Genomic DNA, 21,183 nt, shown 5'->3' with positions numbered 1-21,183 from the left:
CTCAGCCGGCGCTAAGTCGATGCTGTTAGTACATGTATGTTAATCAACCAGTAATTTCGTCTTCCTTGAAGAAGAACGCGATTTCTGTCGCCGCGTTCTCGTCACTATCCGAGCCATGCACAGTGTTTGCTTCGATCGATTCAGCAAAGGTCTTGCGAATAGTGCCCTCGTCCGCATCGTTCGGGTTGGTGGCGCCCATCACTTCCCGGTTGCGGCGCACCGCATCTTCTCCTTCGAGCACCTGCACTACGACCGGACCGCTGATCATGAAGTCGACCAGTTCGCCAAAGAAGGGGCGTTCGCGGTGAACGGCGTAGAAACCTTCGGCCTGTTCGCGGGTCATGCGGATCCGCTTGGACGCCACCACGCGCAATCCCGCGTCCTCCAGCATCTTGGTGACGGCGCCGGTCAGGTTTCGACGGGTCGCGTCCGGCTTGATGATGGAAAAGGTGCGAGTGGTGGCCATGATGATCGTCCTTGTAACTTGGGGAAACTGGGTTGCCGCGCGCCCTAGCGGCGGCGCAGACCCTCCGCAAGCTCCTGTTCCGGTCAGGCGCCCTCGCGCCAACCGCCCCGCGGCGTCTGCTTGAAGATGCGCCGTTCCACTCCCGCGCGTGCGGCCATGGCTTGCCACAACTCGCGCGCAGCCACGGTCCCCGCCTCGTCGAACAGCAGGAACACGCGCGCGAACCCTGCCGCTTCCTCGCGCCATCGGCCGTCCGCGATCAGTGCCATACGGGCGCCGTTCAGTGCAGCGCAGCTGTCGGAGAGCAGGATCGGCTGCCGCTCGGCATGGGGCAGATCGGCCATCCCGTGCGCGAGAAAGCCTTCTGCCTCCCACAATGCCTTGGACAGCGCCTGCCGCTGCTCCGCGTCGCGGGTGACAACCAGCAGGCGTTCGCCACTGTCGAGCACCTTGCCGGCCAGCAGCGGCACGACACGCTCAACCGGATCGCGGCTGAGCTGGTAGAAGTCGACTTGCATCAAGCGCCGGCCTTGTTTCTGCGGCACCGTTCAGAGCAATAGCGAACGGCTTCCCAGTCCCGAGCCCATTTCTTGCGCCAGGCGAACGGCAGGCCGCAACCTGCGCAGATCTTCTGCGGCAGGTCGCCTTTCCTGACCATGCGCGCCATGGCGTACGCGGCCTCAACTCTCCAGCGTGTCGCGGACGAACTGATCGATCAGCCGCACGCCATAGCCGGTCGCCCCTTTGTCATGGGTTGCCCCCGGCTTGTCCGCCCAAACCATCCCGGCGATGTCGCAATGCGCCCACGGGGTACCTTCGGAAACGAAACGCTGCAGGAACTGCGCTGCAGTGATGGAACCGGCCTGCCGCGGTCCGACGTTCTTGATGTCGGCAATCGGAGAGTCGATCAGCTTGTCATACGCAGGCGACAACGGGAAACGCCACAACTTGTCCCCGCTTGCCCGTCCGGCCGCCAGCAGATCTTCGGCCAGCTTGTCGTCATTGGCAAACAACCCGCCATGTTCGTGCCCCAGCGCGATGATCATGGCGCCGGTCAGCGTCGCGAAATCGACCATCCGCGCGGGGGAGAACTCCTGCTGCGCCCAGTGCATCACGTCGGCCAGCACCAGCCGTCCTTCGGCGTCGGTGTTGATCACTTCGATGGTTTGCCCATTCATGGAGGTGACGACATCGCCTGGCCGCTGTGCGTTACCATCCGGCATGTTCTCGACCAGGCCGACAACGCCGACGACGTTCGCTTTTGCCCGCCGTTTCACCAGCGCCAGCATCGCGCCCACGACAGCCGCCGAACCGCCCATGTCCCACTTCATGTCCTCCATGCCCGCGCCCGGCTTGAGGGAAATACCGCCGGTATCGAAGGTAACCCCCTTACCGATAAGCGCAGTCGGCGCGCCGCCCTGCGGGTTGCCGTTCCAGCGGATCGCCAGCACTCGCGACTCGCGGACCGATCCCTGTCCCACACCCAGCAGCGCACCCATGCCCAGTTCCGTCATTTGCGCTTCATCAAGGACGACGAGCTCCGCCTCGGTTCCCGCGAACCGGGCGCTGACGCGTTCCACGAAGCTTTCAGGATAGATTACATTGGCGGGTTCCGTCACGAGTTCGCGCGCCAGCTCCACGCCTTCGGCCACTGCGCTGGCGCGGCTCCAAGCTTCCTCCGCTCCGCTCGCGCCGACAACGGTGACGCCTGTCAGCGTGGGCTTGGCTTCATCCTTCAACTTCGTGCGGTACTTGTCATAACGCCACGCGCGCAGCCGCACCCCCATCAGCAGGGACGCAACATCAGGCGCGGACAGTCCGCTGCCGGTAAGATCCAGCACCAGTTCCGTCTGTCCCGAGGTGAGGTATTTCGTCACCAGCGCACCGCCCGCCTTTTCAAGGTCGGCGGCGCGGCCTTCGTGTCCCAACTCTCCGATGCCGACCAGCGCCACCTGCCGCACTGCGCCGTCCCGCTCGACAAAGCCGGCGATCAGCTCCCCCGCCTTGCCGGTGAACCGCCCTGCCGCGGCACCTTCCCGCAGCACAGGCTCCAGCGTGTCAGGCAGCTTGCCTTGTGGAACGGGATAGGCAACAAGCCGCGCGCCCGAGGGAAGGTCTGAGCTGAAGTGAAACTGCATTGGTGCTCCGCTAGATTGACCCCGCCAACCGGCGGAGGTGAGGAAACGACAGGTGCATCCACTGACATCGGACACGCCGGTATGATGCGCAGGGGAGTAGGGGCGGAATGCCCGATGTTCAAGCGCGACCCGCGTCTATGAGAATTAGGGCCGGCCTCTTCGGCTCTGCCGCCGCGCTGGCAGTCAGCCTGTGGAGCGCAGCCGGTCAGGCGCAGGACGGCGCCACGCCCGGCATCCCCACCGCGCGGGAAGTTGCCGGCAGTCAAAACGACAACCGATCTGATGCCGCGGATGCGCAGGCAGATGCAGTTGTGGCGGCAACGCCGCAGGCCGATCGGGGCAGCGGCAACCCGCTGGCAGGGCAGCAGATCGAGTTCACCGCCAATCTGCTCGAGTACAATTCGAACGGTGACATCATAACCGCCTTGGGGGACGTGTTCCTGCAGGCGGAGGATCGTTCGCTGCGGGCCGAGTCCGTGGTGTGGAACCGCACCACCGGCGAGATCGCCGCGCGCGGGCAGGTGCGGCTGGTGGACGAAAACGGCAACCAGCTGCTGGCCGACAGCATCGACCTGACCGACGCATTCGAGGCCGGCACGATCAGCAATCTCCTCGTCGCGCTCGGCCAGGGCGGGCGAGTGGCGGCGCGCGAAGGTGCCCGCAACGCGGACGGCACGCTGACCCTGACAAGCGCCGCGTACACCTCCTGCGCGGTGGTGGACGAGAACGGTGATGACATCTGCCCCACCTGGCGGATAACTGCCGACCAGGTGGTCTATGATCCGACCCGGGATCGGTTGAGATTCCGCGGCGCGGCATTTCACCTGTTCGGGCGCCGCGTCCTGCCGCTGCCGGGACTGTCGATCAACACGGACGGATCGGCCGCTTCCGGCTTCTTCATCCCCGATCTGCGGATCAGCCGCAACAACGGGGTGGAGGTAAGCGGGTCGTACTACTGGCGCCTCGCCCCCAATCGCGACCTGACCGCGGGCGCCCACCTCTTCACCGACGCGCCGCCGATGGCCTCGGCCCAGTGGCGCCACCTCACCGAACTTGGTGCATACCAGATCACCGGGTACCTGACGGGCAGCAGGCGCATCGACGTGGGCGCGGAAGGCGGGCCGCAGGAGGAAGACGCCCTGCGCGGGTACATCTTCGCGAATGGCCGCTTCCAGCTCGATCCGAACTGGAGCATCACCACATCCATCCGCCGGGCCAGCGACCGGACCTTTTTGCGGCGCTATGATCTCAGCCGCGAGGATCGGCTGCGTTCGATGGTGGAAGCAGAGCGGATCACCGGCCAGACCTATTTCTCGCTGGCGGGGTGGAATACGCAGACATTGCGTCTGAACGCGCCGCAGGGGCAGCAGCCGGTCGCACTGCCGGTGCTCGACTACCGCCGCCGCATACCCGTGCCAACGGTGGGGGGTGAAATCGACGTTCAGCTGAACACGCTGGCTATTGGTCGCACTCAGGGTCAGGACACCCAGCGTGCCTTTGCCGCCGCACAGTGGAGCGGGCGGACAGTCACCCCCATGGGGCAGCGCGTCACCTTGACCGCGCTTGGCCGGGCCGATGTCTATCACACCGACAACATATTGCTGACAGAGACACCCGCGTACCGTGGGGAGGCCGGTGTGCAGGCGCGCGCCATCGGTCTGGCCGCGCTCGATGTCGAATGGCCGCTGGTCGGTCCGGCCTTCGGGGGAACACAGGTGCTGACGCCGCGGGTGCAACTGGTCGCCACCCCGCCCATCCGCAATCTGGCGGTGCCGAACGAGGATTCCCGCGCCTTCGACCTGGAAGACACCAACCTTTTTTCGCTGAACCGCTTTCCCGGCTATGACCGGATCGAGGATGGTGTGCGACTGGTCTATGGCGTCGACTGGCGGCTTGAACGTCCACAGTGGCTGGTACAGGCGACACTGGGTCAGTCGATCCGCCTGTCGGGCAACGATGACTTCCTGATCGACGGCACAGGCATCAGCGAACAAGTGTCCGACATCGTGGGACGCACAGAGGTGCGGTATCGCGATTTCCTCAAGGTCACGCACCGTTTCCGGATCGACAAGGACAGCCTGGCGCTGCGACGCAACGAGTTCGACGCCACCATCGGCTCCCCCCGCACCTATGCCGAAATCGGTTATCTCCGACTCGACCGGGACATCGCCACCGGGTTTGAGGATTTGCAGGACCGGGAAGAACTGCGGTTCGCCGGGCGCGTGCGCTTTGCCCAATACTGGTCGCTGTTCGGTTCGGGCAACATCAACCTGACTGATGCGGAAGAAGATCCGACCCTCACCTCCGATGGGTTTCAGCCGATCCGTACCCGCCTGGGGGTCGCGTATGAAGACGATTGCCTGGAAATGGGGCTGACCTGGCGGCGCGATTACGTCACCGCAGGCGATGCGCGACAAGGTAATACTTTTCAGCTGTTTTTCGCGCTCAAGAACCTTGGCTTTCGCTGACGAACACTTTGTTCTGCTGCGAAGAGTGGCTAAGGGGCCAATCAGCTTGCGTTCAGCCGTGACGCGCCAATTGGCGGCCAACACGCAAATTCACCGCGTACATACCGCGTACATAGGGTAAAGATGTTGATGCGCCGACCGATTGCCTCTGCTCTTCTCAGCACCGCCGCACTGGCTCTTGCCGCTCTGCCGATTGCCGGGGCCGCGCAGGAAGCCGCCGCAGGCCAGCAACCCGCCGCAACGCCGGAAGGCAACGTCTTTGGCCTTACGGACGAAGTCGCGCTGCTGCGTCCGAATGACCCCAACATGCGCGTGGCCAATGCCCGCGTGAACGGGGAGGTCATCACGGGCACCGACGTGGATCAGCGGGTTGCGCTGGTCGTGTCCGCCGCACAGCAGCAGGTCCAGCCCGAGGAAATGGCGCGGCTGAGGCAGCAGGTGCTGCGCAACCTCATCGACGAAACCCTGCAGATACAGGCCGCGCGAACGCAGGAACTTCCTGTAGACCGGGCCCGCATCGAACAGACGTATGCCCGGGTGGCGTCGCAGAACTTCGGTCAGGATATTGCGGCCATGGATCGCTATCTGCAGTCCATTGGGTCCTCGCCTGCATCGCTGAAGCGGCAGATCGAAGGTGAACTGGCCTGGCAGGCTCTCGTTGGCCGCAACATCAGCCCGTTCGTCAACGTGTCGAGCGACGAGGTGAACGACGTCATCCAGCGGCTGGAGGCATCGCGCGGAACCGATGAATACCGGCTGGGCGAAATTTATTTGGCTGCCACCCCCGCCAATTCGGCGCAGGTGCAGGCCCAGTTGCAGCAGATCATGCAGCAGCTGCGCCAGGGCGGCAGTTTCGTTGCCTATGCCCGGCAGTATTCTCAGGCTTCGACCGCCGTAGTCGGCGGCGATCTCGGTTTTGTCAGGCTGGCGCAGTTGCCTCAGGCTCTGGCCGAAGCGGCGCAGGCCATGCAACCGGGGCAGCTTACCGGGCCTGTCGCGGTGCCGGGCGGTTACTCCGTCCTCTATCTCATCGACAAGCGGCAGGTCCTGACCGCCGATCCGCGCGACGCGGTGCTGTCCCTCAAACAGATCTCCATTTCCTTTCCGGCTGGCCTGACAGAGGCGCAGGCCGAAGCCCGGCTCGAGTCCTTCTCGCGCGGGGTGCAGGCGATTCGCGGCTGCGGCGACGCGGATCAGGCCGCCGCCGCCATGGGCGGAACGGTGGTCAGCAACGACATTGCGGTGCGCGCGCTCCCCGATCAATTGCAGCCGATCCTCCTGAATCTTCAGGTCGGTCAGGCGACACCCCCCTTCGGCAATATCGAGGACGGCGTGCGCGTGCTGATGCTGTGCGGCCGCGACGATCCCGAAGCGGGTAGCGGGCCCGACTTCAATACGGTCATGGCGAGGATTGAAGAGGACCGCGTGAACAAGCGGGCACAGCGTTACCTGCGCGACCTGCGCAACGACGCCTTCATCGAGTATAATTGACGGAAGCCCTGCCCCCGCTCGCCCTGTCGCTGGGCGATCCGGCGGGTGTTGGCCCGGAATTGATCGCCCGCTGCTGGGCGGAACGAGAAGAGCGACAGCTGCCGTCGTTTGTGGTCATGGGCGGCGTAGAAGTTTTGCGGGCAGCCGGAGCCGGAATGCCTGTGGTGGAAGTCGCCTCTCCGACCGAGGCAGCGCATGCATTTGCCACCGCGCTGCCGGTTCTGCCGTTGCCGGTGGCAGCCGTCTCCTATACACCTGGCCAGCCCTGCGCAGACGGCGCGAGGCTGGCGCTGGCGTCGTTGGAACAGGCAGTCCGCAGCGCCGTATCAGGCACCGTGTCAGGCGTCGTCACCGGACCGGTCAACAAGGCCGAATTGGCCAAAATCGGCTTCGACTGCCCTGGACAGACGGAGTTTGTCGCCGGGCAGTGCGATGTGCCGGAGGGTGATGCCGTCATGATGCTTGCCGGGCCCTCGCTGCGCACCGTGCCGCTGACGGTGCACTGCGCCCTGGCAGACGTGCCGGGCCTCCTTTCGCCTGATCTTCTGCAACGCCGCATCCGCATCACCGCCCGTGCGCTGCGCGACGATTTTGCTATCCACCACCCTCGCATCGCGGTTGCCGGCCTCAATCCCCACGCAGGAGAGGGCGGCCGGTTCGGAGAGGAGGACGTGCGCATCATCACGCCCGCCATCGCTGCCCTTCGGGCAGACGGCATGAACGTCACCGGCCCCCATCCCGCCGACGCCCTGTTCACCCCGCGCGCACGGGCGCGGTACGATGTGGCGATCTGCATGTATCACGATCAGGCGCTGATCCCGCTGAAGGCGCTGGATTTCGACGAAGGGGTGAATGTCACTCTGGGCCTGCCAATCGTGCGCACCTCGCCCGATCATGGCACCGCGTTCGACATTGCGGGACGGGAATTGGCCAACCCAGGTGCGATGGCGGCTGCGATCCGGATGGCAGGTGACTGCGCGGCGCGGCGCAATCGTCGCTGATTATCGGTTGGACAGCGGCGCAAAGCAGGTGTGCCGGACAAGCTGTCCATGTTAACGCGGGGACGTGACCGCAGCTCTGCCCCATAACCTGATGCCGGCCGGATGGCCCGCTCATCCTTGTACCGCGAGCGGCAGGTGAGCGACCTGCTTCCTCCGCTGCGCGATGTGATTGCGCGTCATGGCCTGTCGGCCAGCAAGGCGCTGGGGCAGAACTTCCTGTTCGATGAGCAGCTGCTTGCCCGCATCGCCGCCACTCCGGGCGACCTCAAGAACCGTGCGGTACTGGAGGTCGGACCAGGCCCGGGGGGACTGACGAGAGCGCTGCTGCGCGCGGGCGCGCGCGTTACTGCGATCGAGATGGACCGGCGCTGCATGCCTGCGCTAGCCGAGCTTGCGACCGCGTTTCCGGGGCAGTTGCGGGTTGTCGAAGGCGACGCACTGACCATCGACCACAACGCGCTGATGGGCGAACCGTACGCCGTTGTCGCCAACCTGCCCTACAATGTGGGCACGGCCCTGCTCGTCCGCTGGCTTGGCGGAGAGGCATGGCCGCCACAATGGACCTCGCTCACCCTGATGTTTCAGCAGGAGGTGGCGCAGCGGATCGTGGCGCAGCCGGACACGCCTGCTTACGGCAGGCTTGCGGTGCTCGCCCAGTGGCGCAGCACGGCGCGCCTCGCCATGAAGGTGCATCGCAGCGCCTTCACTCCGCCGCCCAAGGTGATGAGCGCGATAGTGCATCTCGAACCTGCCGCCATGCCCGAGGGCGTCCCTGCCGGCATGCTCGAACGGTTGACCGCAGCCGCGTTCGGCCAGCGTCGCAAGATGCTGCGCCAGTCGCTGAAGAGTGTGGCGGGCGCGCTGGAAGCGCTGGAGGTGGCAAAGATCGACCCGCAACGCCGCGCCGAAACGCTGAGCGTGGCGGAGTTCTGCGCGGTGGTCCGGCATTTGTCCCGCTTGGCTAGGTAAGCCTGCGCATTTGCTCCGCTTTCCTTCTCTTAACCAATTCGCCCTAGCATGGCCTCATGTACATACCTTCGCAGCAGCAGACATTTGGGGAATTGGCCGGATCAAGGCAGGATCACCGCCGACCGCTCAAACTTTTGGCTGAAGTGACGATCAACGACACGGTCAGCACCGCTCGCCTCCTGAACATTTCCCAGACCGGTTTCCTGATGGCGGTGGAACAGGTGCAGCCCGAACCCGGGGCGCATCTGATCCTGCATCTGCCCGATGGGAGACAGGCACCCGCGCAAGCGGTGTGGACCGGGGATGGCTTCGCAGGAGCGAATTTCTGCGACCCGCTCAGCAGCGCGGCGCTGGCCTCCCTGCTGCTCAGGGCCGAACCGGACGCGCGGATGGCGGAGACAGTGCCTGAGATAAGACACCGGGTTGCGCACACGCAGCTGCAGCCGGAGCGCGGATTTCTCGTGCCCGTGGCACTGGCAGCCGGGTTCTGGGCGATCGGGGGAGTTCTGGCTGTTTACTTCGCTTGAACCTAGCCGGAACGGGCAATTGGTTACATTGCCGACCGGATGGGCTTTGCGGTCTGCCGAGCTGCCTCAATCAGGCGTGCACCGACGTCACTTCGGGGAGGCGGCCGATCCGGCAAGCAGCCCGCCATCAACTGAAAGTTCGGCTCCGGTCATGTAAGCCGCCTCGTCCGAGGCGAGCAAAAGGGCAACGGCGGCCACCTCGTCAGGTGTGCCGAACCGCTTGAGCGGCGTGTCCGCCGTGATCTCCGCCATGTTCTGCTCCCGCTCCGCCGGCTCGCCCAGCATGGCATCCCACATCGGCGTCAGGATGGCGCCGGGGTGGATGGAGTTGCAGCGGATCCGCCACCCCTGCTGCGCGCAATACAGCGCGACGGATTTGGTGTGGTTGCGCACTGCCGCCTTGCTCGATGCATAGGCGGCGGCTCCCGGGATGCCGACCATTCCCGACCGGGACGAAATGTTGATGATCGACCCGGCGCCCTTCCCCTTCATCGCGCCGATGGCGTAGCGACAGCCGAGAAACGTCCCATCGAGGTTGACGCGATGAACCTCTCGCCAAGCCGTCAGGCTGACATGTTCGGGATCGTGCGCCGTCGGCCCGCCCTCGAACCCGGTGACGCCCGCATTGTTCACCACGACATCGGCGACCGGCACCGCCTCCGCCAGACGTGCCCAATCCGCTTCCTGGCGAACGTCGAGCGGCAGGAACCGGGAACCCAATTCTGCGGCGGCAGCTTGTCCTGCGGCCGCATCGACATCTGTGACAAGGACGCGGCCTCCTTCCTGATGGAAGCGGCTGGCGATGGCCCGTCCAATCCCTCTTGCCGCGCCAGTAACCACACAGATCCTGCCGGCCAGCCGAGGCATGCGGTTCACCCCTGCTTGGCCGCCGCCCGCCAATGGTGCAGCAGCGGCTCGGTATAACCCGATGGCTGCTCTGCACCTTTGAACACGAGATCGCACGCGGCCCTGAAGGCGGGCCCGTCCTCGTGCTGCAGCAGCGGGCGGTAGAGCGGGTCGGCGGCATTCTGCTGGTCGACTTTGCCCGCCATGCGGCGCAAGGAGTCCATTACCTGTTCCTCGGTTACGACCCCATGCAGAAGCCAGTTGGCGATATGCTGTGATGAAATGCGCAGCGTCGCACGATCCTCCATCAACCCGACGTCGTTGATGTCGGGCACTTTGGAACAGCCCACGCCAGCGTCGATCCACCGCACCACATAGCCGAGCAGGCCCTGGCAATTATTGTCGAGTTCCTCCTGCACCTCGGCTTCCGACCAGTTCACGCCGTCGGCCAGCGGTAGGGTGAGCAGCTGGTCCAGGCCCGGCGCGGGGCCCAATCCTTTCTGCAGGGCGAACACATCCGCCCGGTGATAATGGATCGCATGCAGCGTCGCGGCCGTGGGCGATGGCACCCAGGCGGTATTGGCGCCGGCGCGCAGATGGGCGATCTTGTCCACCATCATCTGTCGCATCAGGTCGGGCGCAGGCCACATCCCCTTGCCGATCTGGGCCCTGCCCGACAGGCCGCACGCAAGGCCGATGGCAACGTTGCGCGTCTCGTACGCCTTCAGCCAGGCGCTCTCCTTCATCTGCCCCTTGCGCAGCATGGGACCGGCCTGCATGGAGGTGTGAATCTCGTCCCCCGTTCGGTCGAGAAAGCCGGTGTTGATGAACACGATCCGTTCGCGGACCGCATGGATGCAGGCCGCGAGGTTGGCCGACGTGCGGCGCTCTTCGTCCATCACACCGACCTTGATGGTGTTGCGCGGCAGATCCAGCAGATCTTCAGTCCGGGCAAACAGATCCCCTGTGAAGGCGCATTCTTCTGGCCCGTGCATCTTTGGCTTAACAATGTAGATGGAGCCGGTGCGGCTGTTGCCGAACCGGGTCAGCCCACGCAGGTCATGCGCACCGATGGCGCTGGTGACGACGGCGTCCATTATGCCTTCGGGTATCTCCGAGCCGTCTTGCAGCAGGATCGCCGGACTGGTCATCAGGTGGCCGACGTTGCGCACGAACAGCAGCGATCGGCCGGGCAGCTGATGCTGCATGCCATCGGGTGCGGTGTAGGTCTTGTCGCCGGACAGTTTCCGGGTCAGCTGACGGCCACCCTTGTCGAACGTCTCCTCCAGATCGCCACGGATGACACCCAGCCAGTTGCGATAGGCCGCCAGCTTGTCCGCCGCATCTACCGCGGCAACCGAATCCTCCAGATCGACGATGGTGGTCAGGGCTGATTCCAGCACCACATCGGCCAGGCCCAGCGGGTCGTCGGCGCCGACCGGATGATCGGGGTCGATAACCAGTTCGATGTGCAAGCCATTGTTCTTGAACAACCTGCCCCGCTCCGTGGTGCCGACATACTGCTGCGGCCGCGCCAGCGGCAGATCGTCCAGCGACCGCAAATCGGCCCAGCCGCCCCGCGCCAGCGGCAGCGCCTCGTCAAGAAAACGCCGCGCAGCGTCAATCACTGCCTGCCCGCGGTCCTTGTCGTAACCGCCGGGCCGGGCAGGCGGTGCGTCCAGCGCGTCGGTTCCGTAGAAAGCATCATACAGGCTGCCCCAGCGCGCATTGGCGGCGTTCAGCAGGAACCGCGCGTTCAGCACCGGCACCACCAGCTGCGGTCCGGCCATCCGGGCAATCTCCGGATCGACGTTATCGGTGCCGATGGTGAACGGCTGCGGCTCCAGCACAAGATAGCCGATCTCTTGAAGAAACCGGCGGTATTCCGCACCGTCCAGCGGTTTGCCGCGCCGTTCCCGGTGCCAGCCGTCTATCCGCCGCTGCAAATCCTCCCTTGCCTGCAGCAGCGCGCGGTTCCGGGGCGCAAGATCGTGCGAAAGGTCGCAGAAGCCCTGCCAGAACAGCGCCGGTTCCTGCCCCAGCGGCGCAAGCACCTCTTGTTCGATGAAGTCCGCCAGCTTGGCATCTACCTTCAGCCTGGCCCGCTCAACCCGTTCTGTCATGGCACCTCGCAAATTGCCGCTGCCCACGGCACTCTGCCGGCCAGCGGAGGTCTAGAATGCGCGTTCCCGGGGAGGAGGAGATGTCTATGGCCCGCGTACCGCGGGATGACAACCCTTCCCCTTGGGTTTGGCCTCGTCCTTGGCTAAGGGACCGGAATGACGGGGAACGAACTGGCGGAGTTGATCGACGCCCACGCCATGCTGGAGCAGACGCAGGCATGGTGCGCGATCAACACCGGCACACACAACATTGCCGGGCTGCGGCAGCAGGCCGCGACTCTGGCGGAGGCGTTCAGCGCGCTGCCGGGCGAAGTCGCGCTGATCCAGCCAGCGCCGGTCACGGCAATCGATGCCGCAGGTCGCGCGATTGACCTCGATCATGGCCACCACCTTGTCCTCTCCGTCAGGCCTGCGGCAGAGCGGCGTTTGCTGCTGACCGGACACATGGACACGGTTTATGCGGCCGACCACCCGTTCCAGGAACAGTGCTGGGTGGCCGACGGCGTGCTGAACGGACCAGGGGCCGCCGACATGAAGGGCGGAATAGCGGTGATCCTCCACGCCCTTATCGCTTTCGAGCGATCAACAGCGGCGGCACAGGTAGGTTACGACGTGATGATCAATTCGGACGAGGAAACCGGCTCGACCGCGTCCGCCGCACTCATCGCCGAACTGGCGCGGGACAAGTATGCGGCTCTGACTTACGAACCCTCCGCACTGCCCGACGGGACGCTGGCGCATGCCCGGGGCGGGACTGGTAATTACGCCATCGTGGCGCGCGGCCGGTCGGCGCATGCAGGCCGGAACCCGCAGGATGGCCGCAACGCGCTGCTCGCGCTGGCCGACCTTGCGCTGAGGCTGAAGGGGCTGGAGCGGGACGACCTTTCCGTCAATCCAGCCAGGATCGACGGCGGGTCGGCGAACAACGTGGTGCCCGACAACGCCGTTCTGCGGTTCAACATCCGGCCCAAGACCACCGCCGCCATGGCCCGGTTCGACGGCGAGCTGGCCGCTGCGAGTGAAGCGGTCGCGGCGCAGCACGAGGTGGCTCTGGACCGGCATGGCGGCGTCACCCGGCCACCTAAGCCGGTCGATGCGCGGGCGCAGAAGCTGTTTGAACTGGTTCGGCGATGCGGCGCGCAGCTTGGGCAGGAAATCGGGTGGCAGCCAACCGGCGGCGTGTGCGACGGTAACAACATCGCGGCTCTCGGCGTGCCGGTGGTGGACACGATGGGGGTGCGCGGCGGGGCGATCCACTCGCCGGACGAATACTTGGTGACTGCCTCGCTCAAGGAACGGGCGATGCTTTCAGCGCTGGTACTTCAACACCTCGCCAGCGGAGATGCCTTGTGAGTTTCCGTATTCGCGCCGCCCGCGCGGACGATCTCGAACCGATTTACCAGATGGCCAAGCTCACTGGCGGCGGCTTTACCAACCTGCCGCCGGACCGGGACGCGCTGACGGAAAAGCTTGACCGATCGCTGCACGCCTTCGCCAACGATGGCAACGAACTGGTCGACGAGACATTCGTGCTGGTGCTGGAGAACACCGAAACGCGCGAAGTGCGCGGCACGTGTCAGCTGTTCACGAAAGTGGGTCAGCGCTGGCCGTTCTATTCATACCGCATCAACACCATCAGCCAGCACAGCCGGGAATTGGGCCGGACGGTGCGTGCCGAACTCCTGTTCCTCGTCACCGATCTCGAAGGGTGCAGCGAGGTGGGCGGCTTGTTCCTTCACCCTAACGAACGGGCAGGCGGTCTCGGTCTGCTCCTGGCGCGCAGCCGCTATCTGTTCATCGCCATGCACCGGCAACGCTTTGCCGACCGCGTACTGGCCGAACTGCGCGGCATCATCGACGAACGCGGCGGTTCCCCTTTCTGGGACGGCGTTGCCGGACGGTTCTTTGGCATGACCTTCCAGGAGGCAGATTACTTCAATGCCCTTCACGGCAACCAGTTCATCGCGGACCTGATGCCCAAGCATCCGGTGTACATGGCCATGCTGGCCGAAGAAGCCCGCGAAGTGATCGGCCTGCCCCATCCCACCGGGCGGGCAGCGATGCGGATGCTGGAACAAGAAGGCTTCTCGTTCGAAGGATATGTCGACATCTTCGACGGCGGCCCGACCATGCTGGCCCGGACAGACCAGGTTCGCAGCGTGGCCGACGCGCGCAAGCTGAAGGTGGCCGCGCGCGATCTTTCAACCGGTACACACGCGTTGCTCGCCTCCGGCCGCCTCGCCGATTTCCAGGCATGCTATGCCCGGCAGCAGTTGCGGGACGATGGCACGGTGGCGATCGACGCCAAGGCCGCCGACCTGCTCGACGTGCGGCCGGGCGACACTGTCTGGAGCGTCCCACGCTAGCGCGTGCCTGCCCCGCGCTTAGCCGGAACAGTGCCGGACGGCCAACCCCACCTCTTGATAAGCTCTGACGAGCGGAGTTTCGCGATGCTGCAGGAAATCAATTTCGACGGACTTATCGGCCCCACGCACAACTATGCCGGTCTTAGCCTGGGCAACATCGCCAGCGCCTATCACCGCGGCCGCATCTCGCACCCCAAAGCCGCCGCCTTGCAGGGGTTGGCGAAGATGCGCGGCAACATCGCGCTGGGCCTTGCACAGGGCATCCTGCTGCCCCTGCCCCGGCCCAACCATGGCTTGCTCACCCGCCTTGCGGTGGATGAAGCGGCGGACCCGGCCCTCCTCGCTGCCGCATGGTCGGCCTCGTCGATGTGGACCGCCAATGCCGCCACGATCAGCCCGGCGCCCGATACGCGCGATAACCGCTGCCATATAACGCCGGCAAACCTCGCCACCATGCTCCACCGCGCGCAGGAGTGGCCCGCTACCCGGCGTCAGCTTGACCTCGCCTTCGCCGACACACGCCACTTTGCCATCCACGATCCGGTGCCGGCGACGTTCGGAGATGAAGGCGCCGCCAACCACATGCGGCTGTGCCGGCGGCATGACGCGGCCGGGGTCGAGGTGTTCGTCTTTGGCCGCTCCGGCGGCCGGTTTCCCGCGCGTCAGCATGAACAGGCGAGCAGGGCTGTTGCGCGACTGCACGGCCTCGACCCGCGGCGATGTGTCTTTGTGGAGCAGAACCCGGATGCCATTGCTGCCGGGGCGTTTCACAACGACGTCGTCGCCGTCGCGAACGAACGGGTTCTGTTCACCCATGCGCGTGCCTTCGCGGATCAGGAGGGCGCCTACGAGGCCATTCGCGCAGCTTTCCCCGATCTTGAAGTGGTGGAGGTGACGGAAGAAGAGATCAGTCTGGAGGAGGCGATCCGCACCTATCTGTTCAACGCGCAACTCGTCACCATACCGGATGGTTCAGGTATGGCGCTGATCGTGCCGGACGAATGCCGCCACAGCGAAACAGTCTGGACATGGTGTCAGCGGATGCTGGCCGGCAACGGCCCCATTCGGCACGTCATCCCGGTCGATGTGCGGCAAAGCATGGCCAATGGCGGCGGCCCCGCATGCCTGCGCCTTCGCGTGGTGGCCGATCCCGCGACGGTCGATCCGCGCTTTCTGCTGACCGAGGACAGGATTACGCAGATCGAGGGGGTCGTGCGCGACATATGGCCTGAACAGATCGCTTCGACCGACCTGGGGACAGCGGCGCTGGAGGAGCAGGCGCAAACTGCTTACCGTGCCATTCTGGAGCTTCTTTCACTGAATGAACTGCGTTAACTTGCTCGACTGTTAAGCTTTGCCGCCTAGACTTGGCGGCCAGTGCCCGCTCACGACGCGGTCGGCAACGAGGTTGATTATGTGGAAGAAGTTGAAGCGCCTGTTCGTCATCAAAACCCGCTTCGAGGCGTTTCTGATCATCTACGCTCTGGGACTAGGCGCGGTCTCCCGGGGACAGGAATATTTGGCAACCTATCCCGGCATCGGCGGCCAGCTTCTCTTTCTCGCCTGCACGGGCTCGGTTTTCCTGGCGGGCGCGAAGATCTTGGACTGCCTGAAGTATGAACGGGCGGAGCGGGAAGCACAGCTGGCCAAGTCGATCGACTCCTGAGCTGCATAGCAGTAAACTGGCGCCGCCCGGCAAATGCGCCGCGAACCAGCGAGGAAGTATTGAATGGCTTCTCCGACCTTCAGACCGCAAGGAAGCCTGGCGCGATGGCGGCTGGTATATGCCGTCCTGGCCGGCGCGATACTTACCGCGCCGCTTTTCGCGATGCAGTTTACCACGGAAGTGAACTGGACAACCTTCGACTTCATGGCCGCAGCCGTTCTGCTGGGGCTGCTGTGGACCGGGATCGAGGTGGTGGCCCGGCTGCCGCTCCGCATCGCGGGACGCGCTGCGATCACGGGCTGCCTCGTCGTGGGCTTCCTCGTGCTGTGGGCCGAGGGCGCCGTCGGCGTATTCTAGATGACCCGGCGCCATGACGGCGCCAAGGTGCCTCGTCACGAGGCAGTCACCACTTCACAATCCAAGGATAGCCATGAAAATACGATTGGCCGGTGCGGCGAAACGCCGGCTGACTGATGGCAGCGATGTCCGCCGGCAAAGATGAAGGTGGGGGTTTCTGTTGCTACGCACCCCCGAGCGCCCGGTTTCCGATTCTGTTACCCGGTTCGGTCCGAACCGTGCTCTAAGCTTTGTAAGATCAGGCCGTTAGGCCGTCAGATTACGCAGCGAGAGCAAGTGCTTCGTTGTCGTTGGCACTTATGGTTTTTGAGCCTTTAACGGGTTACTCAGCCCGGGCAAAAGCGATGTCTTTCAACACACGTCGATCCTGGTTCGGCCCCAGCAACTGAGCCGCCCGGCTAGCACGCTGCACACGTGCTGGCTTAGCGGCGCATTTGGTGGAGCCGCCGGGTACTGCCCCCGGGTCCGTTGCGTCTATTGCACACCACACTTTATCGCCATAGCCGGCCGCTAAGCCGGCAAGGCCCTATATAGAGGTGCGCAGCTTAATGTGAAGTGTGCGTCTTGGCGGCGCCGTCGCCGGCGCGCTTCAGCTCCGCGAGGATCTTCTTCAGCACGTCCAGCTGCGGGTCGGTTACGACTGAAGCATCATGCGCTGTGTCTGAACTTTCGGCCTGCTTTCGCTGCATTTCATCAAGAAGCCGGTTCACCGCCTTCACCAGCAGGAACAATGCAAACGCCAGGATCAGGAAGTTGAGGACTTGAGTCAGAAAGTCGCCGTATCCCAGCATGGGCACCCCGGCCGCTTTCAACTGCGCGTAATTGTCGGCCGTCCCCGTATAGCCCGCCGGCAGCGGGCCCAGCCGGATGAACCAGTTGGAGAAATCCACGTCGCCGAAGATCCAGCCAATTACCGGCATGATGATGCTTTCCGTGAGCGATGTGGTTATCCGTCCGAACGCCGCGCCGATCAGTACGCCGACAGCCAAATCAAGCACGTTGCCACGGGCAATGAACTTCTTGAACTCTCCCAGGAACCCCATACCGCCTCCTGCAATTGCGCCGAACCGCTTGGCACAGCGGGAGGCCAGTTCCAAGCTTGAACGATTCGCACACCGTGCTATTCTGGTAAGACAGCTTTCGTCGTGAGGGATCAGCAATCGATGACATATCCAGCCGCCGTCCGCGTCGCACTTGCGGCGCTGCTCGCCTTCGGGCTGTCCGCCTGCGGCATCAACACGGTTCCCACCAAGGAAGAGGCGGCAAAGGCGCAGTGGGCCAATGTGGAGGCCGCGTATCAGCGGCGGGCCGATCTCATCCCCAATCTGGTATCCACCGTGCGCGCTTCCGCGGCATCAGAAGAGCAGATTCTCACGGACGTGATCGAGGCGCGAAGCCGCGCCACATCGGTTCAGCTCAGCACCGACGACCTCAGCAATCCGCAGGCCGTGCAGCAGTTCCAGGAAGCGCAAGGACAACTCGGCAGCGCCCTGTCGCGCCTGCTGGTGACGGTCGAGCGGTATCCGGAACTGCAAAGCCAGCAGCGCTTCGCCGACCTGATGGTTGCGCTGGAAGGGACGGAAAACCGCATCAACGTCGAACGAACCCGCTACAATGACGCGGTGCGCGATTACAACACGACCATCCGCACCTTCCCGGCAGTGGTGGCTGCCAATGTGATCTACGGCGCTGAACCGCTGCAGCCGTTCACCGCGGATGCTGGCACCCAGAACGCGCCCAGCGTGAACTTCGACGGCCTCGGCGCTGGGGCGGCTCCGGGAGCGGCCAATGACAATGCCGGCACCGCGATGCCCCGCACCGGCACGGGGAATTGAGCGGCAGGTTGATTCCGGCGCGCCTGGTCTGGCTCTGGGCGCTGCTCTTCGCCGGCCTGGCTGCCCTCGCCAGCCCGGCAGCGGGGCAGTCGTTCCCGCCCCGCCCCGCCGGGCCGATTTACGATGGCGCAAACATCATCGGCGCGGCGGAGGAACAGGCGCTGGATCAGCGGCTGCGCGCCTACAATGCCGCGACGGGCCGCGCCATCGTTGTGGCCACGGTGCCTACTCTGGACGGCCTGCCCGCTGCCGCCTACGCCGTTGATCTTGCGGAGGCATGGGGCGTGGGCGGTGCCCAGACAGAACAGGGCGTGCTGTTCCTCGTCGCGCCGCAGGAGCGCGAAGTGTTCATAGCGACAGCGCGCGGAGTGCAAGGAACACTTACCGACATATCCACCGGCCGCATCATCCGCGACACTGTGGTTCCCGCTTTCCGCGAAGGCGACTATGCAGGCGGCATCACGGCCGGCGTTGATGCCATCATCGAACGGCTGAACCTCGATCCGGCGGAGGCGCGCGCCATCGACGAAGCTGCGGCTGCGGCGCAGGCACGGCGCGGGGAAGAAGGCGGCTTCCCGATTGGCGCGATTTTCTGGATCGGATTTCTGCTGTTCTTCTTCGTGCTTCCCGCGCTGGGCGGCGGCCGGAGACGGCGATATCGGCGTTCCGGCATGGGCGGGCTCGCCCGCGACATCATCCTGTGGGAAGCCGGGAAGGCAATCGCCCGTGGCATCGGCGGCAACGATGATTGGGGTGGCGGTTTTGGCGGCGGAGGCTTTGGTGGCGGGGGTGGCTTTGGCGGCTTCGGTGGTGGCGGCGGCGGATTCAACGGCGGCGGTGCCGGGGGCGGCTGGTAAATGCCGTATCTGACGAGCGACCAGATCGCGGTTGTCACTCGCGCCGTCGAAGAGGCGGAAGGCAGGACGAGCGGAGAAATCGTCACCGTACTTGCCGACAGGTCGGACGGTTATTCCGACGTGGTCCTTGTCTGGTCGACCGCGATAGCCTTTACCGCCATGAGCGTCTTTGCAGCCCTGCCCCAGCCGTTCCTCGACCTGTGGGATCGTCTCGTCGCCGGGTGGGGCCACGAATGGACAGCGGGCGAACTGGCAAGCATGACCATTGCCCTGGGCCTGATCGCGTTCACGCTGGGTTGGCTGGCACTGTCGTGGGAAGCACTCAAATTCCGCTTCATTCCCGCCCCGGTCAAGACGCAGCGGGTGCACGCCGCCGCAATCCGCCATTTCCGCGTCGGAGCAGAGCGGCGCACCCATGGGCGGACAGGGGTGCTCCTTTACCTGTCGATGCAGGAACACCGCGCCGAGATACTCGCGGACGAGGCGATTGCCAGCAGGGTTCCGGCCGAGGTGTGGGGCGAAGCGATGGCCGACATGCTGGCGGAGATAAAGCAAGGCCGCGTGGCCGAGGGGTTCGTCGCAGGCGTGCGCGACGTGGGCGCGGTGCTTGCCGAACATTTCCCGCGCGATGCCGACGACCGCAACGAACTGCCCGACCGACTGATCCAGCTGTGACGTTGCGATGAGCGAGAGGAGCACCCCGCCCGACGCGCGGGAACCCGAAGAGATCGTCTGGCAGGGCCGGTTCGTCACCGCAAAGAAGCGTGGCCGCTGGGAATACGCCGGCCGCGCCCGCGGCATCCGTGCGGCCGTGATCATCGCCGTTGATGGCGACCACGCCATCCTCGTTTCACAATATCGGGTGCCGCTGGGCCGGTGGTCGCTCGAACTGCCAGCGGGGCTGGTTGGCGACGAAGACGGGCGCGAGGATGAAGCGGTGGAAGACGCGGCACTGCGCGAGCTGGAGGAAGAAACGGGCTATCGCGCGGGGCGGATGGAACGGCTCCTCGATCTCTATGCCTCGCCGGGAATGCTTAGCGAGAGTTTCATCCTGCTGCGGGCACACGATCTGAAAAAGGTGAGCGTTGGCGGCGGGACGGAAAGCGAGAACATTACGGTTCACCGCATTCCCTTGTCCACCCTGCGCAGTTTTGTCGAAGAGTGGCAGCGGATGGGCAATGCAGTCGACGCGAAAGTCGCCATTCTGCTCGGCAGCCAGTTGTGGAAGGATCACGGATGAAAGGACGGGTCGCAGGTAAATGCGCGCTGGTAACGGGCGCGGCGCAGGGATTGGGCGCGGCGCAGGCGCGGTTGCTGGCGGCAGAAGGCGCGCGGGTGCTGATTACCGATCTGAACGAGGCGGGCGCGAAAGCGGTGGCCGACGAAATCAACGCCGCGCAAGGCCGCGGGTCGGCCTTTGCCCTGCGCCATGATGTCACCAGCGAAGCGGACTGGCGGACGGCCATCGACGCTGCGCGGGAACAGCTGGGCGGCCTGTCCATCCTGGTGAACAACGCCGGGATCGGCGCGGGCGGCAACATCGAGAACTGTTCGTTCGCCGACTGGAAGCGGTCGTTCGCAGTTAATGTGGACAGCGCGTTTCTAGGCACCCAGAACGCCTTGCCGCTGATGAAGGAGCATCAGCCCGGCTCGATCGTCAACATCAGTTCGATTGCCGGCCTGATCGCCAGCGACGCCATGCCCGCCTACAACGCTAGCAAGGCGGCGATCTGGATGCTGACCAAATCGGTCGCGCTGTATTGCGCCAAGCAGAAGTGGAACATCCGCTGCAATTCGGTGCATCCAACCTTCGTGGATACCCCGATCCTCGACGGCATCGGTGCGCGTGCGGGTCTGGAAAAGGAAGTGGTGATGGGCAAGCTGGCCCGGCAGATCCCGCTTGGCCGGATCGGGCGCCCGGAAGAAGTGGCGCAAGGGGTGCTTTACCTCGCCAGCGATGAAAGCAGTTTCATGACCGGGGCGGAACTGAAGCTGGATGGCGGTATCTCGGCCATGTAAAGCCATACCCGGGCGCTTGCGCGATGCTCGCCGGTCAGCGCGGCCTCTGGATCG

Annotated in this window: 22 protein-coding genes and 1 other RNA gene; 15 read left to right on the top strand and 8 right to left on the bottom strand. The window is 64.8% G+C overall.

All coding sequences use genetic code 11. The features are described 5' to 3' along the window. Positions 1-43: 43 nt before the first annotated feature. The 4 genes from ndk to LHJ54_RS08290 form a co-directional block, all read right to left on the bottom strand. On the bottom strand, positions 44-466 hold the full coding sequence (gene ndk, locus LHJ54_RS08305) for a nucleoside-diphosphate kinase (protein WP_228243423.1): 423 nt from the start codon (positions 464-466) through the stop codon (positions 44-46). A gap of 83 nt (positions 467-549) precedes the next feature. Continuing rightward, positions 550-984 carry a DNA polymerase III subunit chi gene (locus LHJ54_RS08300; RefSeq protein ID WP_228244334.1) on the bottom strand — a complete coding sequence of 145 codons (435 nt, stop codon included), beginning with the start codon at positions 982-984 and terminating at the stop codon, positions 550-552. Beyond that, positions 984-1,124 (bottom strand): DUF2256 domain-containing protein, encoded by a 141-nt coding sequence (locus LHJ54_RS08295; protein ID WP_373457074.1) that lies wholly within the window; start codon positions 1,122-1,124, stop codon positions 984-986. The genes LHJ54_RS08300 and LHJ54_RS08295 overlap by 1 nt, the downstream gene beginning before the upstream one ends. Positions 1,125-1,146: 22 nt before the next feature. Beyond that, positions 1,147-2,604 carry a leucyl aminopeptidase gene (locus tag LHJ54_RS08290; protein ID WP_228243421.1) on the bottom strand — a complete coding sequence of 486 codons (1,458 nt, stop codon included), beginning with the start codon at positions 2,602-2,604 and terminating at the stop codon, positions 1,147-1,149. A gap of 137 nt (positions 2,605-2,741) precedes the next feature. Here LHJ54_RS08290 and LHJ54_RS08285 point away from each other — a divergent pair, with 137 nt between their 5' ends. From LHJ54_RS08285 to LHJ54_RS08265, 5 genes are all read left to right on the top strand, one after another. After that, positions 2,742-5,072: an LPS-assembly protein LptD gene (locus tag LHJ54_RS08285; protein WP_228243420.1), complete on the top strand. Its 2,331-nt coding sequence runs from the start codon at positions 2,742-2,744 to the stop codon at positions 5,070-5,072. A gap of 129 nt (positions 5,073-5,201) precedes the next feature. Continuing rightward, a complete protein-coding gene (locus tag LHJ54_RS08280; RefSeq protein ID WP_228243419.1) occupies positions 5,202-6,563 on the top strand; it encodes a peptidylprolyl isomerase in 1,362 nt (453 codons plus the stop codon). After that, positions 6,560-7,564, top strand: coding sequence for a 4-hydroxythreonine-4-phosphate dehydrogenase PdxA (gene pdxA / locus LHJ54_RS08275; RefSeq protein ID WP_228243418.1), 1,005 nt, complete (start codon positions 6,560-6,562; stop codon positions 7,562-7,564). Before LHJ54_RS08280 ends, pdxA begins: the two co-directional genes overlap by 4 nt. Before the next feature lie 102 nt (positions 7,565-7,666). Further along, on the top strand, positions 7,667-8,533 hold the full coding sequence (gene rsmA / locus LHJ54_RS08270) for a 16S rRNA (adenine(1518)-N(6)/adenine(1519)-N(6))-dimethyltransferase RsmA (protein ID WP_228243417.1): 867 nt from the start codon (positions 7,667-7,669) through the stop codon (positions 8,531-8,533). A gap of 56 nt (positions 8,534-8,589) precedes the next feature. Further along, a complete protein-coding gene (locus LHJ54_RS08265) occupies positions 8,590-9,060 on the top strand; it encodes a PilZ domain-containing protein (RefSeq protein WP_228243416.1) in 471 nt (156 codons plus the stop codon). An 87-nt stretch (positions 9,061-9,147) separates the two neighbouring features. Here the strand turns inward: LHJ54_RS08265 and LHJ54_RS08260 are convergent, their stop codons facing one another. Both LHJ54_RS08260 and LHJ54_RS08255 read right to left on the bottom strand, forming a co-directional pair. Further along, positions 9,148-9,927 (bottom strand): SDR family oxidoreductase, encoded by a 780-nt coding sequence (locus LHJ54_RS08260; RefSeq protein ID WP_228243415.1) that lies wholly within the window; start codon positions 9,925-9,927, stop codon positions 9,148-9,150. A 5-nt stretch (positions 9,928-9,932) separates the two neighbouring features. Continuing rightward, entirely contained in the window at positions 9,933-12,029 is a 2,097-nt protein-coding gene (locus LHJ54_RS08255; RefSeq protein WP_228243414.1) for a malate synthase G, read from the bottom strand. Positions 12,030-12,185: 156 nt separating this feature from the next. Between LHJ54_RS08255 and LHJ54_RS08250 the strand changes: the two genes are divergently transcribed. The 5 genes from LHJ54_RS08250 to LHJ54_RS08230 all read left to right on the top strand — a co-directional run bounded on the left by LHJ54_RS08250 (position 12,186) and on the right by LHJ54_RS08230 (position 16,418). Further along, on the top strand, positions 12,186-13,382 hold the full coding sequence (locus LHJ54_RS08250; protein WP_228243413.1) for a hydrolase: 1,197 nt from the start codon (positions 12,186-12,188) through the stop codon (positions 13,380-13,382). Then, complete coding sequence (locus LHJ54_RS08245; protein ID WP_228243412.1) at positions 13,379-14,395, top strand: arginine N-succinyltransferase; 1,017 nt, start codon at positions 13,379-13,381, stop codon at positions 14,393-14,395. The genes LHJ54_RS08250 and LHJ54_RS08245 overlap by 4 nt, the downstream gene beginning before the upstream one ends. Positions 14,396-14,479: 84 nt before the next feature. Further along, on the top strand, positions 14,480-15,730 hold the full coding sequence (locus LHJ54_RS08240) for an N-succinylarginine dihydrolase (protein ID WP_228243411.1): 1,251 nt from the start codon (positions 14,480-14,482) through the stop codon (positions 15,728-15,730). 79 nt (positions 15,731-15,809) lie between these two features. After that, a complete protein-coding gene (locus LHJ54_RS08235) occupies positions 15,810-16,061 on the top strand; it encodes a hypothetical protein (protein ID WP_228243410.1) in 252 nt (83 codons plus the stop codon). A 63-nt stretch (positions 16,062-16,124) separates the two neighbouring features. Beyond that, a complete protein-coding gene (locus LHJ54_RS08230) occupies positions 16,125-16,418 on the top strand; it encodes a hypothetical protein (protein WP_228243409.1) in 294 nt (97 codons plus the stop codon). Positions 16,419-16,601: 183 nt separating this feature from the next. Here the strand turns inward: LHJ54_RS08230 and ssrA are convergent. Together ssrA and mscL are read right to left on the bottom strand one after the other, a co-directional pair. Further along, positions 16,602-16,977, bottom strand: a transfer-messenger RNA (tmRNA) gene (ssrA, locus tag LHJ54_RS08225). Beyond that, positions 16,964-17,461 carry a large conductance mechanosensitive channel protein MscL gene (gene mscL / locus LHJ54_RS08220; protein ID WP_228243408.1) on the bottom strand — a complete coding sequence of 166 codons (498 nt, stop codon included), beginning with the start codon at positions 17,459-17,461 and terminating at the stop codon, positions 16,964-16,966. The genes ssrA and mscL overlap by 14 nt, the downstream gene beginning before the upstream one ends. Positions 17,462-17,581: 120 nt before the next feature. Between mscL and LHJ54_RS08215 the strand changes: the two genes are divergently transcribed. From LHJ54_RS08215 to LHJ54_RS08195, 5 genes are read left to right on the top strand one after another with little or no spacing between them, the layout of a single operon-like run. Beyond that, positions 17,582-18,253 carry a LemA family protein gene (locus LHJ54_RS08215; RefSeq protein ID WP_228243407.1) on the top strand — a complete coding sequence of 224 codons (672 nt, stop codon included), beginning with the start codon at positions 17,582-17,584 and terminating at the stop codon, positions 18,251-18,253. After that, the gene (locus tag LHJ54_RS08210) at positions 18,250-19,110 is read left to right on the top strand and encodes a YgcG family protein (protein WP_228243406.1); all 861 of its coding nucleotides are present in this window, start codon (positions 18,250-18,252) and stop codon (positions 19,108-19,110) included. The genes LHJ54_RS08215 and LHJ54_RS08210 overlap by 4 nt, the downstream gene beginning before the upstream one ends. After that, positions 19,111-19,785, top strand: a complete 675-nt coding sequence (locus LHJ54_RS08205; RefSeq protein WP_228243405.1) for a TPM domain-containing protein — start codon at positions 19,111-19,113, stop codon at positions 19,783-19,785. A 7-nt stretch (positions 19,786-19,792) separates the two neighbouring features. Beyond that, on the top strand, positions 19,793-20,350 hold the full coding sequence (locus LHJ54_RS08200; RefSeq protein WP_228243404.1) for an NUDIX hydrolase: 558 nt from the start codon (positions 19,793-19,795) through the stop codon (positions 20,348-20,350). Then, positions 20,347-21,129: an SDR family oxidoreductase gene (locus tag LHJ54_RS08195; RefSeq protein ID WP_228243403.1), complete on the top strand. Its 783-nt coding sequence runs from the start codon at positions 20,347-20,349 to the stop codon at positions 21,127-21,129. The genes LHJ54_RS08200 and LHJ54_RS08195 overlap by 4 nt, the downstream gene beginning before the upstream one ends. Positions 21,130-21,183: the final 54 nt, after the last annotated feature.

The organism is Porphyrobacter sp. GA68 (assembly GCF_022605525.1).
In the GTDB taxonomy this organism is placed as follows: domain Bacteria; phylum Pseudomonadota; class Alphaproteobacteria; order Sphingomonadales; family Sphingomonadaceae; genus Qipengyuania_B.
This window is presented reverse-complemented; position numbering and strand designations above follow the sequence as displayed.